We start from the raw sequence: 16517 nt of genomic DNA, 5'->3' as shown, positions 1-16517 counted from the left end.
GCGACAATTCAACAGCTCCGCTGCATAAAAAGCGACATTAAGCGAATCAGACACAAACAGTCAGCCTGCACCTGCAGCGTATCAGACAACACCAATTCCCCTTCGGCGCAGCGTAGGTGCGTTGGGCAGGCATCAAGCAATCGAGGTATGGATACCGAGAAGCGATGGTGAGTCATGGATGACGAATCAGAGCGATTTGCGCAGATGGCAAACCAGAAGCGCCGTAGCGTTTTGCGCCGTGGGGCGGCAGGGGGATTGATAAGGGGGCGAAGCCGTCTAGCCCCCTTATCCTCTGGTGTGGAACGAGTAGTTCCACGACTTTCGCAAGCGTTAGCTTGCAATCACGAAGTGATAAATCTTGCCAGCGGAAGCTAACCGCCAAGACGGTCGCCATCATCTGCGCTGAAAGCGCAACAAAAAAGCCCTCAACCGAGGGCTTTTGCTTTACTCAAAGTGCGATGCGCAATCGCACTACTTACCTTACCGCAATGGCGTCGCGTGAGCTGCTGCTCGGAAGATAGTATTCATCAACATCACATTCAAACCATCCATATAACCACGGGCGGTGGGGTCTTGGGTGTAACCAATCACCATACCTTTGCCGGTTGGTTGGTAAATCAAGAACGGTTTGTACGCCAACTGCTGTTGGTTTTGCTGCCACAAATAACCGCTGGCCAGCAGATGTTTTTCATCGGCAAACCATGCCACGTTTTTACCCGAGGCCAGTTTAATTGGGGTAAAGATGTCGTTGCCTTGTACCAGTGACACCACTTCAGGCTTAACCCCAGCGGTTAACCAATGCTCTTGGTCAACTTCCACATTGGCTAACACGCCTGAGACATGATCAGGCAGCTCTTTATCGTTTTCGATGCGGCTGATCAGCTCATCACGAGATTTGATCAGGCTGCCATCGGCACGATTGTCGGCGGCTTTTTCATCTTTTTTAGGTTCTGGTGCGGGCTTACCGTCTTTCGCTTCTACTTTGTAGGCTAACTCTTGTTGCACATCAATCAGACCTGCTGCAGGGGTGCTGGCAAAACGCGTGGCGTCATCCAAGGTGATCAACACGCCGCCTTGCTTCACCCATTGTTTCAGGTTAGCTGCGCCTTGTTCACTCAGCGCTTGGCTGTAATCGCCCGATGGCAGGATCAGCACTTGGTAGTGACTTAAATCTGCACTGGCAAGCTGTGCTGAGCGAATCGCGGTTACTGGCCAGTTGAACTCTTGTTCAATCACATAACGAGTGTTACCAGCGTTTAATGAACTGGTGGGGAAGTCCCACGCCATAGCCACATTGGGCGCGCTCATCATGACGGTGTTTTCACTGCCAAAGCTTGGGCCTTTAACCACCCAGCTTGAATCCACACCAGTCACTTGCGCACCAGTTTGGGCGGCAATCTGCTGCACTTTGGCGGCAATGTCGCTGTCATTGGCTTTGACTTCCACAATCAGCGAACCCGCTGGGTAGTTGTGGTTGTCGCCGGTGGTAAAGGCTTTGTCAGCGCTTTTAACGCGGATGCCATCACGCAGAGCGGCGGTGAGGAAGCGGCCGGCGGCCATATCACCCCAAGGCACTAAGTAAGCGACTTTTGCGTCTGGATTGATCACCTTGCCCGGCAATGGCGCATCGGCGGTGACCGGATGGCTGGCGACCTTCACTGCATCATCACAGCTGTAGCTGTCGACGTTGTACATCAACGGCAATGACCATGCGGTCACGTCGTAGATTTCGTCATGCAGTTTGCGGGCGCGGCGGCGTTCTTGCTCTGTCAAAAACGGTTTATCCATATCCACTTGCTGGGTAAAGATGGTTTTGACGAAACGGCCACGCGGTTGGGCGCTGTCAATCACATAGGCGCCAGCGGGATAGTCTTTGCCACAGGCGCTAAATGGTTTGTCAGCTTGGCTGACTTCAACGCCATGTTGCGCCATCAAGGTGGCCAATTTGTGGCTACCCGCTAGGTCGTCACTGCCAGGGAGGATAAAGCTACGTTCTTTATCATTTTCACCGGCTTTGATGGCATCCACTTGATATTGATAGAAATCAGTCAGCAGTTTCTGGCGGTTATCGGCTGCGGTTTCCGCTGTTGCAATGGCGGCCACAAAGTGTTTTTGCACTGTGTCGGCAAAGGTCAGCAGATCGCCGTTGGCTTTGCGGAATTTCTCACCGCGAGCTGAGCCGACTTCATAAGTGGCCGCTGATGCGCCATAGAAGGTGGGCCAGCTGTCGCCGTAACCTGGGTAGAAACCATCAAACACTTCGCGGGTGAAGTAATCAAAACCAAACTGATCAAAGTATTTGGCGTTGTTTTTGCCAACCAGGGTGTTGTTGGCGATCTGCGTTTTGCTCATGTGCGGGTTAAATGGATCTGCAGCAGGTACAAAGAAGTAGCTTGAGTCGCCATCCATTTCGTGTAGATCAACCACGATAGTCGGTTTGTATTTCAGCAGGGTTTTGATGCGACCGGCAGTTTCTGGCTGGGTGATCGCCAACCAGTCACGGTTCATATCAAACAGATAGTGGTTACTGCGACCACGCGGCCAAGGCTCGTTATGTTCTACGCTCAGGCGGTCGTCGCTATGTTGCATGCCTACGGTTTGATAGTAGAAGTTGATAAAGCGCATGCGGCCATCTGGGTTTTGCAGCGGGTCGATAAACACTACGGTGTTGGCGTTAATTTTATCGACCACCGGGTCATTCTGGCTCGCCAGCAGGTGATAAGCGGTCATCATGGCCGCATCGGTGCTGCTGATTTCGTTGCCGTGTACGCTGTGCTCAAGCCATACCGATGATGGCAGTTTGGCAATCAGCTTTTGTGCTTCAGCTTTGCTGGTTTTTCGTGGATCAGCCAGCGCTTGCATCTCGTCGCTGAATTGATCCAACTGCGCCAAGGTGTCAGCTTTGGCGATCGCCACATAGATCAGATCGCGACCTTCCCAGCTTTTACCGTAATGAAATAGCTTGATGCGGTCGGGCGCGGCTTTAGCAAGTGCTTCAAAGTAACGCAGCATGTCACTGTGGCTGGTGATACGTTCACCCGTGCTGTAGCCAAGCACTTGTTCTACCGTTGGAATGTTGGCTGCATATTGGGCGCCGGGCCACATCTGTTGTGGGCTGGCATCCGTTGCGCTAGGTGCCGCTTGCACGCTAAGCGCTGGCAGGGTCAGCAGCGCAATAATTGAGGAGGCGATGAGTGTTTTTTTTATATACATTTTTGTTAAACAATTTGTCGATTTTGGAACCCTTAGGCTATCAATCGACTTTATCGATGACTATTCAATAATTGTGACTGAGTATTACTGAAATCAGCGGCTTGACTGAATAAAGCGTTAGCCACGAGGCCATTCGGTGAATGATGCGGCGCGTGTTACAATCCGCGGCCAAAATTTTTGCCTGTGTGTTATCAAAAGGGGAGCCCGCGCGTGTCGAAACTCAAACCTGAAGTCACCATTTTACAATCCGGTATTTTCAGTAAATGGGATGAACAGAGCGAAGAGTTGCCGAAATTTCTGCAAGCAACGGTGCATATTCCTGCGGAAGTCGACATTGAGTTTGGCTTTGTAGCCCGCATCCGTAAGGCAAAAAATCAATTGCTGCGTTACTGCATCTATCACCCCGATATTCCCAATGACGATGGCGAAGTGATGGCGCCGTTTGATGGTGAAGTCTATGTGGAATCCAACGATTGGAAGTTTTTCCTTGGCGATACCATTTGGGCGCCGGTGAATAATAAAGTTGGGCGTTGGCGCATGACCTTGGAAATTCGCGGCAAGGTGGTGGCGGAACAAAGCTTTAAAGTGCACCACAATGATGAAGAGGGGCAGATTGCCGCCTTCTGGAAACGTCGCGGTTTTTAATCATTTTTAGCGATTAGCATGTTGGTTGTTGAGTTGTTAGGCTAGAATGCGCAGCGCTTACCCTTTCCGTTCATTTGTTAATATCACCGAGTTCAGCTTATGCGTAATAGACACATCGCTCTGTTGCTGATCAGCCTATTGCTGGGCCAAGGCGCCACGCTGAGTGTGCCGGTGATTTTGCATTTCGGCTTGGGTCAGTTTCATCTGATGAACCAACTCGGGGCTGACCATGCGTTAGCGGCGTTTTCCTATGGCTCGGCGTTGGTCAGCTTGTCATTGCTGGTGGCGTATCCTTTTCTTGGTAAATTGGTTGATTACCTGCGTGCCAATCAGCAGTTACCGCGACCAGCGATTTTATTGGGCAGCGCGGTGGGCGGCCTTGGGCTGTTCGCCTTTGCGCTCGCCAATACCCAAGTGATGCTTTATGGCGCGTGGTTGTTGTTAAGCCTTGGCTATGCGCTGGCGGGCACCGGCTTTGGCGCTGTATTACCGGTGCGCCTACAACGTTTGGCGCTGCATAAAGTCTCAGGGCTGCTGGGCGCAGCCATCCCGCTGGTGATTATGCTGGTGAGCCTGTTGATGCTTGCGGGCTTAAAAGAGCTGCCGTTAACGCAGCGTTTGCTGATGTTGGCCGGAGTGCAGTGGGCGTGTGTCGCGTTTGCCCTGTTCGGACTACGCGATGTGGGTGCTGAGCATTCGCCAACGCCTGATGCGGTGCGTGCCCTTGAACCCGATGCTGCATCGGGCGTTGAGCCAGATACTCAATCAAATGCGGAACCACACCCAATCGTGGTGCAGCACGCCTATCGCCAATATTACTGGGTGTTGCTCGGGCGCTTTTTGCTGGCGCTATGTACCTCAGGGCAATCTTTGATGAGCCTCTATTATCTGGCGCGATTTAACTTAGATCAGCAGCAGGTATTGCAGCTCAATGGCCTGTTAGCGTTGGGGGTGTTTATCACCTTGGCATCGGGCGCTGCCAGTGTTTACTTCAGCCGTCGCAGTGGCAACGCGATCCGTTGGTTGATTTGGGGGGCATTGGCCTTTGCGCTCAGTCAGCTCGGGCAGGCCAGCGCAAGCAGCTTAGGGTTCAGTATTGCGAGCTCCTTGCTCGCTCAACTGGCATTGGGGATTTGTCATGCCCAAGGGTTGGCGTTGCTCAATCGCAGTTTGCCATCTAAGCAGCATTTTGGCCGCGATATCGCGTGGGGCAATGTGGCGCAGCAGGCGGGTTCAGTATTGATCCATTTCGTTGCCCCTAGCCTGATTTTGCTCGGTAGTCAGTGGATGGCCGATGATGGTTATTCGCTGTATTTTCTGTTGCTTGGCGTTGCGTGTATCTTGTATTCGCTCACGCTGGTCAATGTCGCACGTTTATCAGCAGTGCATTAATGCGGTGATTTATTTCTCAAACCAAGTGCGCCAATAAAAATGGGGCGCCACTGCTTTACGCGAGGGGCGCCCCATTTCAGCTCACGCGTGCGTGATTAGTGTTTTACTTTGTGGCCTTTAACGCCGTAGTAGCCAATGTAGAGATAACATACTAATGGCACTACGAAGCTCAGCTGCAAGCTCACCATATCTGCAATAAAACCTTGCAGTACTGGCACCAATGCACCGCCCACAATCGCCGCACACAGTACACCACTGCCTTTACTGGTCAAACGGCCTAAGTGTGCCAACGCCAAGCTGAAGATGGTTGGGAACATGATTGAGTTGAACAGACCAACGGCCAACAGTGCCCACATCGCCAAGCTACCATGGCTAACAATCGCCAATATAATCAGCAGTACGGTGAAGATGGCGTTAAATGCCAGTGCTTTACCCGCCGCAATTTTTTGCATTGCCAGAGCGCCGATAAATCGGCCGACCATTGCACCACCCCAGTAGTAGCTCAGGTAGCGACCCGCATCGTGTTCAGCCAAACCAGCAATATCTGGCTGACCCATAAAGCTCACCAAGTAACTACCGATTGATACTTCGCCGCCAACATACAAGAAAATGCCCAGCGCACCCAACACCAGATGGCGATGGCTCAATATTGAATCTTCTTTTGCGCCAGCTTCAGCTTCGGCTTCAGTGTCATCTTGCACGTTTGGCAAGCGCAACCAGGCAAACACGGCCGCCATGATGATCAGTACCGTTGCCAGCAATAGGTATGGCATTTGTACGGATTGTGCTTCTTGGATTTTGTACTCTTCAGTCCCCACTGCAGCAGTTACAGCACCCAAGATCAACAGTGCGCCAAATTGCGGTGCAACAGTGGTACCAAACGCGTTAAACGCTTGGGTCATGGTCAAACGGCTTGATGCCGTTTCTGGTTTACCCAAAGCGGTTACAAATGGGTTCGCGGCAACTTGCAGCAAGGTGATGCCAGAGGCCAACACGAACAAGGCTGCAAGAAACAGTGGGTAAGTGCGCAGTGCCGCTGCTGGATAAAACATCGCACAGCCGAACGCCGCAATGGTTAAGCCCACGACGATACCGCGTTGATAACCTAAGCGTTGTACCAGATTGCCCGCAGGAATAGAGACAATAAAGTACGCACCAAAGAAACAGAATTGGACTAATGATGCTTGCACATAACTCAGTTCAAAAATCTGCTTAAGATGTGGCAACAAAATGTCGTTCAGACAGGTGATAAAACCCCAGATGAAGAACAGAAACGTCAGGCTAGTTAACGCAAATTGGTAGTTTTTGCCGTCATTGGTGCCAGAAGAGGCTGCCGGCGTAGGAGTCGTACTCATAGATTCCTCATTTATATTTCTTGTTTAGTTAGTTATTACTGCCAGCAAAGGTGTTCCCCAAGGAATATGCCCGTCCGCAATGGGCGCTGCTACTGGCATGTACGATAAAACAAAAAAACAGCATAAATAAAAGGAGGCTAAATTAGCCTCCTTTCAGGGAGTATTAGAGCTTAAGAACCACACCGGTGTAAATACCGCTTTGGCTTACACCGTTACAATTACCACTGCTGTTGCAGGCAACTTCTGTGTACGACAGCGCGTGGTTGTTGGCACCAACATCGCTTACCAGGGTGGCATCTACTTCATTGTTGTCCACATAACCCACAGTTGCGTAGAAGGTGATGTGATTGTTTACTAAGTAGTTAACGCCAACAGTGTACAGGTTTGAGGTCTTGTCACTGAAGGATTGATTCAAGTGATAGTAACCTGCGTTACCCACCAATTTTTTGCTGAAAGCGTAGTTCACACCGGCCCACATCATTTCTGCTTTGTCATCGAACACATAGCTCAAAAGGTGACCAGCATCAGGGGCTTTCACTTGTTGATAGCCTGCCATCAGCTTGGCATTGTTCAATTGGTAAGACGCAGCCACTGTGCTTGATTTGGCGTACAGCCATTGACCTTGGGTGCCCAGACCATAGTATTCGCCGCCAGTGTAACGGCCAAATTCGTCGGTCATTTCTTGGTAGATTGCGCGAATTTTGAAGTCTTCGTATTCATAGCTCAAAGAGGCCGCAGAACCGCTGTGACGATCTGAGTCAGAAACTTCACCGCCAAACTTCTTCATCAGACCCAATTCAAAACCGTACAGTGTTGGACTGCGGTAAATAACTGAGTTTTCAGCAAACACATCGTTTACACCGTTCACTAAGGTGTTGATTCCCATTGATTGGAAGCTCATTGGGTCCATGTCGATGATGTCTTGGCTTAGTGCCAAGTGGGTACCAAAGCTCAATTGACCGAAGTCTTTGTGCCATACACCGACGTTGGCTTGGCGGTTAAACAGCGAATCTTCATTGTTAGTTTCACCGTTCAGCGTGCCAAAGCCGGTTTCAATGTTAGCGATGGCTTTGAAATCTTCATCGATGTCGACGGTGACTGCAGAACCAATATATGAAGTACCCCATTGGTTGGATGCCACTTCAAACTTGCTGCCTGATTCGCCAGCTTCATAACCATTGTTGACGTAGCTAATGCCACCCACAACGCGAGCGTATGGCGAAAAGGTAATGCCTTCGTAGCTGAATTCAACTGCAGCAGCAGTTTGAGCCAGAGAACAGGTAACAGCAGCTGCAATCAGTGTATAAAAAGTTTTCATGTTCAATTCCTATTTTTAATTCGTCGTTCTTATTGGATGTTTAATTCGGTGACCAAGGTGTTGCTTGATTTATCAACCGCTGCACTGTCAGAAACGGTGAAGGTGTACGCGCCCGGCGTCACAATCCACTTGTCATTGACGCTATCCCATGTACTGAAGTATTTGCGTGGGATATCAACGGTGACCGTTTTCAACTCTTGTGCTTCAAAATCAACTCGTGACCAGCCAGCAAGGCGTTTTGGTGGCTGTTCGTTGCCCGGTACATCTGCTGGTAAAGACACATACACCTGCGCGATTTCAGTACCGGCGCGGTTGCTGTTGTTGTCGATTTGCAAGGTCACTTGAACATCACCATTGGGCAGTGCTTTTGCTTCACCTTGGCTATAAACGAAGGTGGAGTAAGACAAACCATGACCGAAGGCGAACAAAGGTTCGATGTTGTTTTTGTCCATCCACTTGTAACCGTTCCACGCGAGTTGCTCGGTGTAAGGTACTTGGCGCAGGGCGTCATACACGCCAGGGCCTAAGATACCGGTCACGATATTGCGGACGGTGTTTTCAAGACTCTTAATCATTGCACCTGCGCCCAAGAAGGCGCCAAGGTTGGTTGGCAATGACGGCATCACGATGTCTTGCTCTGATTTCGGGAAAGTAATAGGCAACTTTCCAGAAGGGTTTACATCACCCGAGATAATATCGGCGATGGTTTCCGCGCCTTTTACGCCTGGATACCAAGCGTTGAGAATTGCATCGACTTCATCTACCCATGGCATCAGCACAGCTTGGCCGGTTTCCAGCACCACGATGGAACGTTTAGCTCGGGCAGCAACAGTGCTGATCAGTTGGTCTTGGTCATAGGTATACACGCCAGAATCATTATTTTCTGGTGACGCCAGTTTCATATCCGGGTTATCTACCCCTTCGTTGAACCAAGCAGCGGCAAAAATGATGGTGGCGTCAGCATCTGCAGCCGCGGCTGCGGCTGCAGTGGCGTCATTGCCATCAAAATAGCTGATAACTGCGTTTGGATATTCGTGCTTCAGCGAATCCAGTGGCGTATCGCCAATATAGTTTGGACAGGTTGGGTACGGTGAAATTGGCAACTGACCACACTTATCGATCTGGTTTTCGATCAGCGGTGCTGCACCACCTGAACCACCGCCTGACAACACACCGCTGTCAGCATAGCCGCCGACCACAACGATTGATTGCACACTGTTTTTATCCAGTGGCAGCACAGGTGTGCTTTCTGCTACGTGGGCAGGGGCATCGTTTTTCATCAGCACCATACTGGCATCAGCAAAACGTTTGGCATCGGCGTTACCGGCAGATTCATTGATCGCGCTTGGTGTTTGTGGTGGTGCATCCATCAAACCTACGGCAATCAAGCTGCGCAGTTTGCGGTAGACCATGTCATCCAAACGGCTCATTGGCACTTCATCGGCTTTTACCGCTGTTGCCAAATTATCGATAAACCAAGGGCCTCCCATGTACAAGGCCATGAACTGCGGAATATCAGTATCTTGGGCTTCTTGGCCGGGTTGCTCTTCATCTAAACCATTCAACGCGGCTTTGACTGTGCTCGATTGGGCGCCCCAATCTGACATCACCATGCCTTTGAAACCCCATTCGGTTTTCAGCACTTGGTTCAGCAGGTAATCGTTCTCACAGGAGTATTCGCCGTTCACTTGGTTGAAGGCGCACATGATGTAAGACGGATGACCTTTGGTAATGGCAATTTCAAAGCCTAATAACTCTGTTTCACGCATGGTTTGCTCATCGATAATCGAGTTTTGCACCATGCGGTTGGTTTCCATGTTGTTGAAGGCAAAATGCTTAATGGTTGATTGCATTTTGTTTTCTTGCACGCCGATGGTCCGCTCTGCGGCCAGTTCACCGGCAAGAATTGGATCTTCACCCATGTACTCAAAACCACGGCCAGTTCTTGGATCGCGGATCAAGTTAATGCCACCACCCAGTACGGTGGTAAAGCCGAGCACCCGCGCTTCTGCACCAATGCGTTTACCGTATTGATACAGCAAATCTGGCGACCAAGTTGCCGCCATACCCACGGTTGCAGGCAAAGAGGTGGCTTGTAGACCTTCCGCGGTCACACCGCTAGAACCGTCTACCATGTTGTTATCAGGAATACCGAGGGCCGCCACACCGGGAATAAAGCCGACGGCTTTGTCCATCGCGCCCGGTACTGCAGGGTAGTTCAGGCCGATATAACCGAGCTGACCCACTGGCGAGCCGTGGCCGTGTACCAAACTGATTTTTTGGTCAAGTGTCAGTTGGTTCAGTAGTGACTTAGCACGACGGTCAGCTTCTGCATCAGAAACCGCCATACCCGGCGCAATCACATTGCTGACGATAGGTGTTGTGGATGAGTTGTTGCTTGCTGGGGTGTTGTCACCGCCACCGCAGGCTGAAAGCAGCACCATAAATGGCGCGAGCTGAATAAGTTGGCTTAATTTGGTTCTTTTAAAGGATTTCATTGTTGCCAAACCTCCGCAGGTAACGGACTTTTGGCGACAGCAATAAATTCCCCAATTAATTGCTGAACATGTTTGTGCATCACTGATCTCCTGAACATAGTTATTATGTTTTTCAGTGGCGCAATATTAATGGCAAGCGTATTACAGGGATTTATCTTTTAGATTCTGGATTCAGTACATTTTGTTTCAGCATATATTTAATGGGATTTTCGATATGTCGCCGGAGAAACACCATACCAACGTTTAAAGGCGCGGTTAAATGCCGACAAATTAGCATACCCCAAACGTTCGCTAATCTCATTTAATGACAAAAATGACGAAATAAGTAATTTTTTAGATTCGGATTGACGTAGTTCTTGGGTTATTTCACTGAAGCTGGTCTCAGCATCTTGTAAACGGCGATATAAGGTGGTGCGGCTTAGGCCGTAGCGGCTACAAACATAGTCGATATTAAAGATACGATGCAGGTTCCCTGCTTGAATGGCTTGCAGCATATCCTCAATAATTAATTCTTTAATATCATGATTTCTATTTAGTTTTGGAAATTCTGCAAGGAACTCATTCTCAAGGTATTCGGTGATTCTTGGATTGTAGGTCAATACTGACTGCAAGGCGGTTTCTTTATCGAGACGAATATAGGAATAGGCCTGATTAAAACGTAATTGGGTTTTCACATACTGGCTAAACCGGCCAATATCAGGCAAGGTTTCTGAATTACTGCCCACTTCGGCAATAACATCGTTTTTTTGTAATAAAGTTTCAATTTTGATGCAAACAAAAAATAAAAAGCCTTGAGTGGTACTAAAACTGGCTTCGAGTGGATGTTGGGTTATTTTGAGTTCCACATAGTTTTCGGTATCAATAAATTCAACTTCAGTGCCTTGATAAGTGGCATCGGTGAATTGGCATAACTTTTTTAATAAATCGACGGCGTTTTTACTATTGAGTAAATAGGCACTGAATAAAGATGGTTTATTGGCCATCTCCAGCATATCGAGAATTTCATGCTGCTTGTGGTAGTCGCTTTCATGCAGCAGTTTGATGATCTTGTATAAGTCGGGGATTTTACTCTGAAAGTAGCCGTCATCGGTCAGTAAGCGGTCGATGTTCATGTTGCAGTATTGGCCAATCTGGCTGCGACTGTAGCCCATCTCAAACAGCTTGTTGATATGGTATTTGACGACTGACTTTGAATATTGTGGAAACATGGTTTGTGAACACATAGTAGCCGGAATGCTCGCTTATACAGTGGTCTGCGGTGCCAATGAGGTCTTCCTCGTCGCTCGGCCTGTTGAACGGACTGTTAGCGCATGAACCACGCTGTATCGACAGCAATCCGCCCGCGCTTACCTAATTCAGTGAAACCGAATGATAAATTGATTACGGCCGTTTGAACATCTGATTTGCAATTGACTGCACGCTAAACTGGCAAGAATGCAGCCGCAGACTGCAATATGTTGAGGCAGTTTTATTAATAAAATACAGAATGTTAGATTGTATGAGTTGCCGCGAGATAGAAAGCAAAAAGCCCCAACACGGGGGCTCTTGAATCAGTTTAACGCCAGCAGCTTCGGCTTAGTCACCTTGCTCTTGATGAAACACTGGAAAACCATTGGCATCCCAATAAAGGGCGCGCGCTCGAGCGTGGCGGTTAGGGTCGGTCAATGGATTACCGCGCAGTTGTTGATAGTTGCGGCTGTGGTAAATCATCAAATCAGTTTTGCCATCTTCAGCCAGTACAAAGCTGTTGTGGCCAGGGCCATAGCGACCAACCTCTGCGTTGGTGGTAAACACAGGTTTGGGGCTCTTTTGCCAACTGCTGCTGTTGAGGAGATCGCTGTCAGCATCGGCCCACAACAAGCCCATGGCATAGCGTTCATCGGTGGCGCTGGCGGAATAGGTCACAAACACACGGCCATGACGTTCTATCACGGCAGGTCCTTCATTCACTTTATAACCTTGTATTTCCCAATCTAATTCAGGTTCAGTCAACTTAACCACTGGGCCGGTGATGCTGGTGGGCGTGTCCATTTCGGCAATCCACAACGCTGAGTTGTAGCTGCGGGCTTTATCTTGCTGTGCCCATAATAGATAGCGTTTGCCTTTATGCTCAAAGGTAGTGGCATCGAGCGAGAAACTGTCCCACGGCGTTTGAATACGGCCTTCCTCTTTCCATTTTCCCTGCGTTGGGTCTTTGCTGGGGTTCGACAGTACATACATACGAATATTGCCCGGCTTGTTGGCAATGCCTGCGGCCACATAGATGTACCATACGCCATCAATGCGGTGCAGCTCTGGCGCCCATATGGTGTCGCTCATTGGGCCGCTATCGTTTTTGCGCCACACCACTTTCGGCTCGGCGATTTTCAGATCGTTCAGTTGGCAAGCTTGGCGGATCTCTAGCTGATCAAACTTAGGCGATGTTGCGATAAAGTCATAGCAACCTGTATCGGGATCGCGATAGATAAACGGATCAGCCTGCTGGGTGACAATAGGGTTATCAATATTCAGGTTGTCATTGGCATGCGCCAGTGGGGTCAATAAAAGCGCGGGAACGAGCGCCAAGGCGAGTGAAAATCGCGGGCTAAGGGTCGGCATCTTAATCCTCTTTATGGGCCACTGAAGTAGTTAGCATATAAATATTACTATTGTAATACTATTAAACATAAGTCGTTCGGCCAAGAGTTGTTAACTCGCGCAGGGTGGCGTGGCTCGGGCTTGCCGCACAACTTAGTGTGCAAGTGATAGCACAACCCCTGTGAATCCTTTATTGTTGGCCAATAAAGCTGACGGCTCCATGCAATAGACGTCATGTTGGGGGAGAGCTAAGGCGCTCCCATTTTTCGTTAAACAGTGTGCAGAAGATGACCCAAGTATTTGACTCACCCGAAAATCTCTATCGTGCCTTGCCGTCAATGGATAGCCTGCTGCTGGCCGACGCCGCACAAGCATTGAAGCAACACTATGGTAAAACTGAGTTAAAAAATGCCATTAATCAATTGCTGCAACAGGCTCGCAGCAACATTGCGGCTGAGGGGCGTTTACCTGTTTGGCTCAATTCGCACGACACAATGTTCAATCATCTGGCGTTACAGCTGCAGCAGCAACATCAGCTCAGTTTGCGCCCGGTCCACAATCTTACCGGCACTCTGCTACATACCAATCTTGGCCGTTCGCAGCAGTCTGAAGCCGCTATCGCCGCGGTTACCCAAGTGATGCGTTATCCCACGCCGTTGGAATTTGAGTTGGAAGCCGGTAAACGTGGTCATCGCGACAATGCGGTGAGCAAGTTGATCCATCGGCTCACAGGCGCGGAAGCCTGTTGTGTGGTGAATAATAATGCTGCCGCAGTATTGCTGATGTTGGCCTCGGTTTGTGCGGGTAAAGAGGTGATTGTGTCTCGCGGTGAGTTGGTGGAAATTGGCGGGGCATTTCGAATCCCCGACATCATGCGCCAAGCGGGCTGTACCTTGGTGGAAGTGGGCGCCACCAATCGAACCCATCTGCGCGACTATGAGAACGCCATCAATGACAATACCGGCGCCATCATGAAGGTGCACACCAGTAACTATCATATTCAAGGGTTTACCGCCGCTGTTGATGAAGCCACCTTAGGTCAACTGTGCCGCGAGCGCGGTATTCCATTGATTTCCGATCTCGGCAGCGGTGCGCTGACCGATCTGCGCCGTTTTGGTTTAAAGCAAGAGCCCATGCCGCAACAGATGCTGGCGGATGGCGTTGATTTGGTCAGTTTTTCTGGCGACAAGCTGCTCGGTGGGCCGCAGTCGGGCTTAATTGTTGGCAAACAAGCGCTGATCAATAAGCTGCAATCGCATCCGCTGAAACGGGCGTTGCGTTGCGACAAGCTGATCCTCGCCGCACTCGAAGCTACTTTACTGCATTACCTGAATCCAGAAACCTTAGACGCAGCACTGCCAATTATGGCGAAGTTTGCCCGCACTCAGGCCGAGCTTGAACAGCAAGCTGCTCGTTTCATTGCCCAGTTGGCGCCCGCGTATACCGAGCAGTTTTCGCTGACGGCGATAAAATGCCAAACCCAAGTGGGCAGCGGCTCGCAACCTGATACTCATCTTGATTCTGTCGCCCTAGCGTTTAGCCCTAAAGCGGGTACGTTGCAGCAACTGGAACAACATTTTAAGGCACACACTCAGCCGGTGATTGGCCGGATTGCCAATGATCAGTTGTTACTCGATTTGCGTGGCGCTGATGATTTTGAGCTGCTACTGCAAGCCCTTGCGGAGTTAGGGGCGAGTTTATGATTGTGGTGACGGCTGGCCATGTTGATCATGGCAAAACTTCATTGCTTCAGGCGTTAACGGGCATCGATGCTGACCGGCTGCCGGAAGAAAAACGCCGTGGCATGACCATTGATCTTGGCTACGCCTTTATGGATCGCGACGGTGCTGAGCGTTTGGCATTTATTGATGTGCCGGGCCACGAAAAATTTATCAATAACATGCTGGTGGGCGTGAGTCATGCGCGCCATGCGCTGCTGGTGTTGGCCTGCGATGACGGCGTGATGCCGCAGACTCGCGAGCACCTTGAAATCCTCTCTTTGTTGCCGTTGCAGAGTTTGACCTTAGCGCTGACCAAAATCGATATGGTTGATGCGGCGCGTGTGGCTGAAGTGCGGCAGCAAGGTGAAGCGCTGTTGGCGGAGTATCGGCTCAAGCCCGCTGCGGTGTTTCCGGTATCGGCGATTAGCGGCGCTGGCATCGCGGCGTTAAAAACACATCTGAGTCAGTTGCCTGACGATAGCAGCGATCATCGCCGTAAGGCATTCCGTATGGCATTGGATCGGGCGTTTTCGGTCAAAGGTGCCGGTTGTGTGGTCACCGGTACTGTCATCAGCGGTGAAATCCAGCTGGGCGATATGCTGTATAGCTCGGCGCAGCAAGGTTTACTGCGGGTGCGCGGCTTACATAGCCAAGGGCAAGCAGTACAAGAGTCGCATGCTGGTTGTCGGGTGGCGTTAAACCTTTCGGGCACCGACAATCACCGCATGCCGCAGCGCGGCGATTGGCTGAGCAGTATTGAACCGCCGGTGCCATGTGAACGCCCGGTGGTGGTGTTATCTTGCTTTGAACCGCTAAAGCATTGGCAGAGCGTGCATTGCCATCATGGTGCTGAACACACCTTAGCGCGGGTTTCGCTGTTAAGTGAGCAGAGTGCCACTGGCGAGTGGCTGGCAGAGCTGACGTTGCAGCAGCCATTGTTGTTGGCGCAGAACGATACCATCGTTATTCGTCATGCCAGTGCCAAACACACCTTAGGCGGTGCGCGGGTAATTGCATTGGAAGCGCCAGCGCGTAAAAAACGAGTCGAATCTCGATTGCAATTGCTCACAGCTTTGGCCAACTGCAGCAGTAGTCAGGCCGCGATAGCGCTATTGATGCAGCAGCGACCTATGTCGCAGCAACAGCTGGCATGGCGTTGGCAATTAAGCGCGAAAGGCGTAGCAGAGCTCACTCAGACGTTAGCGCTGCTCCCGATTGGCACTGCTTTTATCGCGCCGGCTTTAGCTCAAGCGCAGCAACAACTGCTGCTTGAAACCTTGGCCAGTTTTCATCAACAGCATCCTGATCAGCCGGGGTGCGGTGTACAGCGTTTATTACGCATGGCGCATTGCAACTTGCCAGACACAATCGCCAATGCGCTCATCAGCGATCTCGTCGCCCAGCAAAAAGTGATGCGCCGTGGGTCATTGGTGTTATTGGCCACGCACAAGCAGCAGCTGTCAGCCGCGGCGGAGGCTTTCTGGCAACAGTTGCAACCCTTGATGATAGCCAATCCCGGCCCGCTGTGGGTCACCGAAATGGCCGAGCAATTAGTCGTTGCCGCGGATGACATTCGGCCATTGTGTCTGCAATTGGTTCAGCAGGGATTTATCACCGCTGTGGTAAAAGACCGCTATGTGCTAAGCCAGTATTTACTGCAGGTGGCGGATAAATTGCGTCAGCATTTTGCAACGCAACCGTTGCTGGAAACCGCTGAATTCAAAGAGATGGTGGGCTTAGGCCGTAAGGTGAGTATTCAGCTGTTGGAGTATCTCGATCGAACTGGTTTTACACGGCG

9 protein-coding genes and 1 pseudogene are annotated in these 16517 nt (G+C 50.4%); 4 read left to right on the top strand and 6 right to left on the bottom strand.

Annotated features, from left to right (window positions below):
- Positions 1 to 480: 480 nt before the first annotated feature.
- Positions 481 to 3213, bottom strand: a complete 2733-nt coding sequence (locus tag JYB87_RS14680) for a M14 family metallopeptidase (protein WP_207354209.1) — start codon at positions 3211 to 3213, stop codon at positions 481 to 483.
- A 210-nt stretch (positions 3214 to 3423) separates the two neighbouring features.
- On the opposite strand from JYB87_RS14680, the gene JYB87_RS14675 reads away from it, so the two are divergent.
- Positions 3424 to 3858: a DUF3859 domain-containing protein gene (locus JYB87_RS14675; protein WP_207354208.1), complete on the top strand. Its 435-nt coding sequence runs from the start codon at positions 3424 to 3426 to the stop codon at positions 3856 to 3858.
- 99 nt (positions 3859 to 3957) lie between these two features.
- A complete protein-coding gene (locus tag JYB87_RS14670) occupies positions 3958 to 5250 on the top strand; it encodes an MFS transporter (RefSeq protein WP_207354207.1) in 1293 nt (430 codons plus the stop codon).
- Positions 5251 to 5345: 95 nt separating this feature from the next.
- Here JYB87_RS14670 and JYB87_RS14665 read toward each other — a convergent pair whose 3' ends face one another.
- The 5 genes from JYB87_RS14665 to JYB87_RS14645 form a co-directional block, all read right to left on the bottom strand.
- Positions 5346 to 6605, bottom strand: coding sequence for a sugar MFS transporter (locus tag JYB87_RS14665; protein ID WP_207354206.1), 1260 nt, complete (start codon positions 6603 to 6605; stop codon positions 5346 to 5348).
- 163 nt (positions 6606 to 6768) lie between these two features.
- On the bottom strand, positions 6769 to 7923 hold the full coding sequence (locus JYB87_RS14660) for a porin (protein ID WP_207354205.1): 1155 nt from the start codon (positions 7921 to 7923) through the stop codon (positions 6769 to 6771).
- Positions 7924 to 7952: 29 nt separating this feature from the next.
- Positions 7953 to 10421, bottom strand: a complete 2469-nt coding sequence (locus tag JYB87_RS14655) for a glycoside hydrolase family 3 C-terminal domain-containing protein (RefSeq protein WP_207354204.1) — start codon at positions 10419 to 10421, stop codon at positions 7953 to 7955.
- 197 nt (positions 10422 to 10618) lie between these two features.
- Positions 10619 to 11644, bottom strand: a complete 1026-nt coding sequence (locus JYB87_RS14650; RefSeq protein ID WP_207354203.1) for a helix-turn-helix domain-containing protein — start codon at positions 11642 to 11644, stop codon at positions 10619 to 10621.
- Positions 11645 to 11996: 352 nt separating this feature from the next.
- Complete coding sequence (locus JYB87_RS14645) at positions 11997 to 13019, bottom strand: glycoside hydrolase family 43 protein (RefSeq protein ID WP_207354202.1); 1023 nt, start codon at positions 13017 to 13019, stop codon at positions 11997 to 11999.
- Between the two features lie 266 nt (positions 13020 to 13285).
- On the opposite strand from JYB87_RS14645, the gene selA reads away from it, so the two are divergent.
- Positions 13286 to 14701 (top strand): L-seryl-tRNA(Sec) selenium transferase, encoded by a 1416-nt coding sequence (selA, locus tag JYB87_RS14640; protein ID WP_207354201.1) that lies wholly within the window; start codon positions 13286 to 13288, stop codon positions 14699 to 14701.
- Positions 14698 to 16509 (top strand): annotated as a pseudogene (gene selB, locus JYB87_RS18920) (selenocysteine-specific translation elongation factor); the annotation flags it as partial. The gene selA and the pseudogene selB, both read left to right, overlap by 4 nt.
- Positions 16510 to 16517: the final 8 nt, after the last annotated feature.

It is taken from the genome of Shewanella avicenniae, assembly GCF_017354945.1.
Taxonomy (GTDB): Bacteria; Pseudomonadota; Gammaproteobacteria; order Enterobacterales; family Shewanellaceae; genus Shewanella; species Shewanella avicenniae.
The sequence above is the reverse complement of the archived record's forward strand: the minus strand, read 5'-3'. Positions and strand labels throughout refer to the sequence as shown.

What these genes read in the sequence shown, in the direction of transcription:
- JYB87_RS14680 (WP_207354209.1), bottom strand. Translation starts at nt 3,213, where the DNA reads ATGTATATAAAAAAAACACTCATCGCCTCCTCAATTATTGCGCTGCTG.
- JYB87_RS14665 (WP_207354206.1), bottom strand. Translation starts at nt 6,605, where the DNA reads ATGAGTACGACTCCTACGCCGGCAGCCTCTTCTGGCACCAATGACGGC.
- JYB87_RS14655 (WP_207354204.1), bottom strand. Translation starts at nt 10,421, where the DNA reads ATGAAATCCTTTAAAAGAACCAAATTAAGCCAACTTATTCAGCTCGCG.
- JYB87_RS14650 (WP_207354203.1), bottom strand. Translation starts at nt 11,644, where the DNA reads ATGTGTTCACAAACCATGTTTCCACAATATTCAAAGTCAGTCGTCAAA.
- JYB87_RS14660 (WP_207354205.1), bottom strand. Translation starts at nt 7,923, where the DNA reads ATGAAAACTTTTTATACACTGATTGCAGCTGCTGTTACCTGTTCTCTG.
- JYB87_RS14670 (WP_207354207.1), top strand. Translation starts at nt 3,958, where the DNA reads ATGCGTAATAGACACATCGCTCTGTTGCTGATCAGCCTATTGCTGGGC.
- JYB87_RS14645 (WP_207354202.1), bottom strand. Translation starts at nt 13,019, where the DNA reads ATGCCGACCCTTAGCCCGCGATTTTCACTCGCCTTGGCGCTCGTTCCC.
- selA (WP_207354201.1), top strand. Translation starts at nt 13,286, where the DNA reads ATGACCCAAGTATTTGACTCACCCGAAAATCTCTATCGTGCCTTGCCG.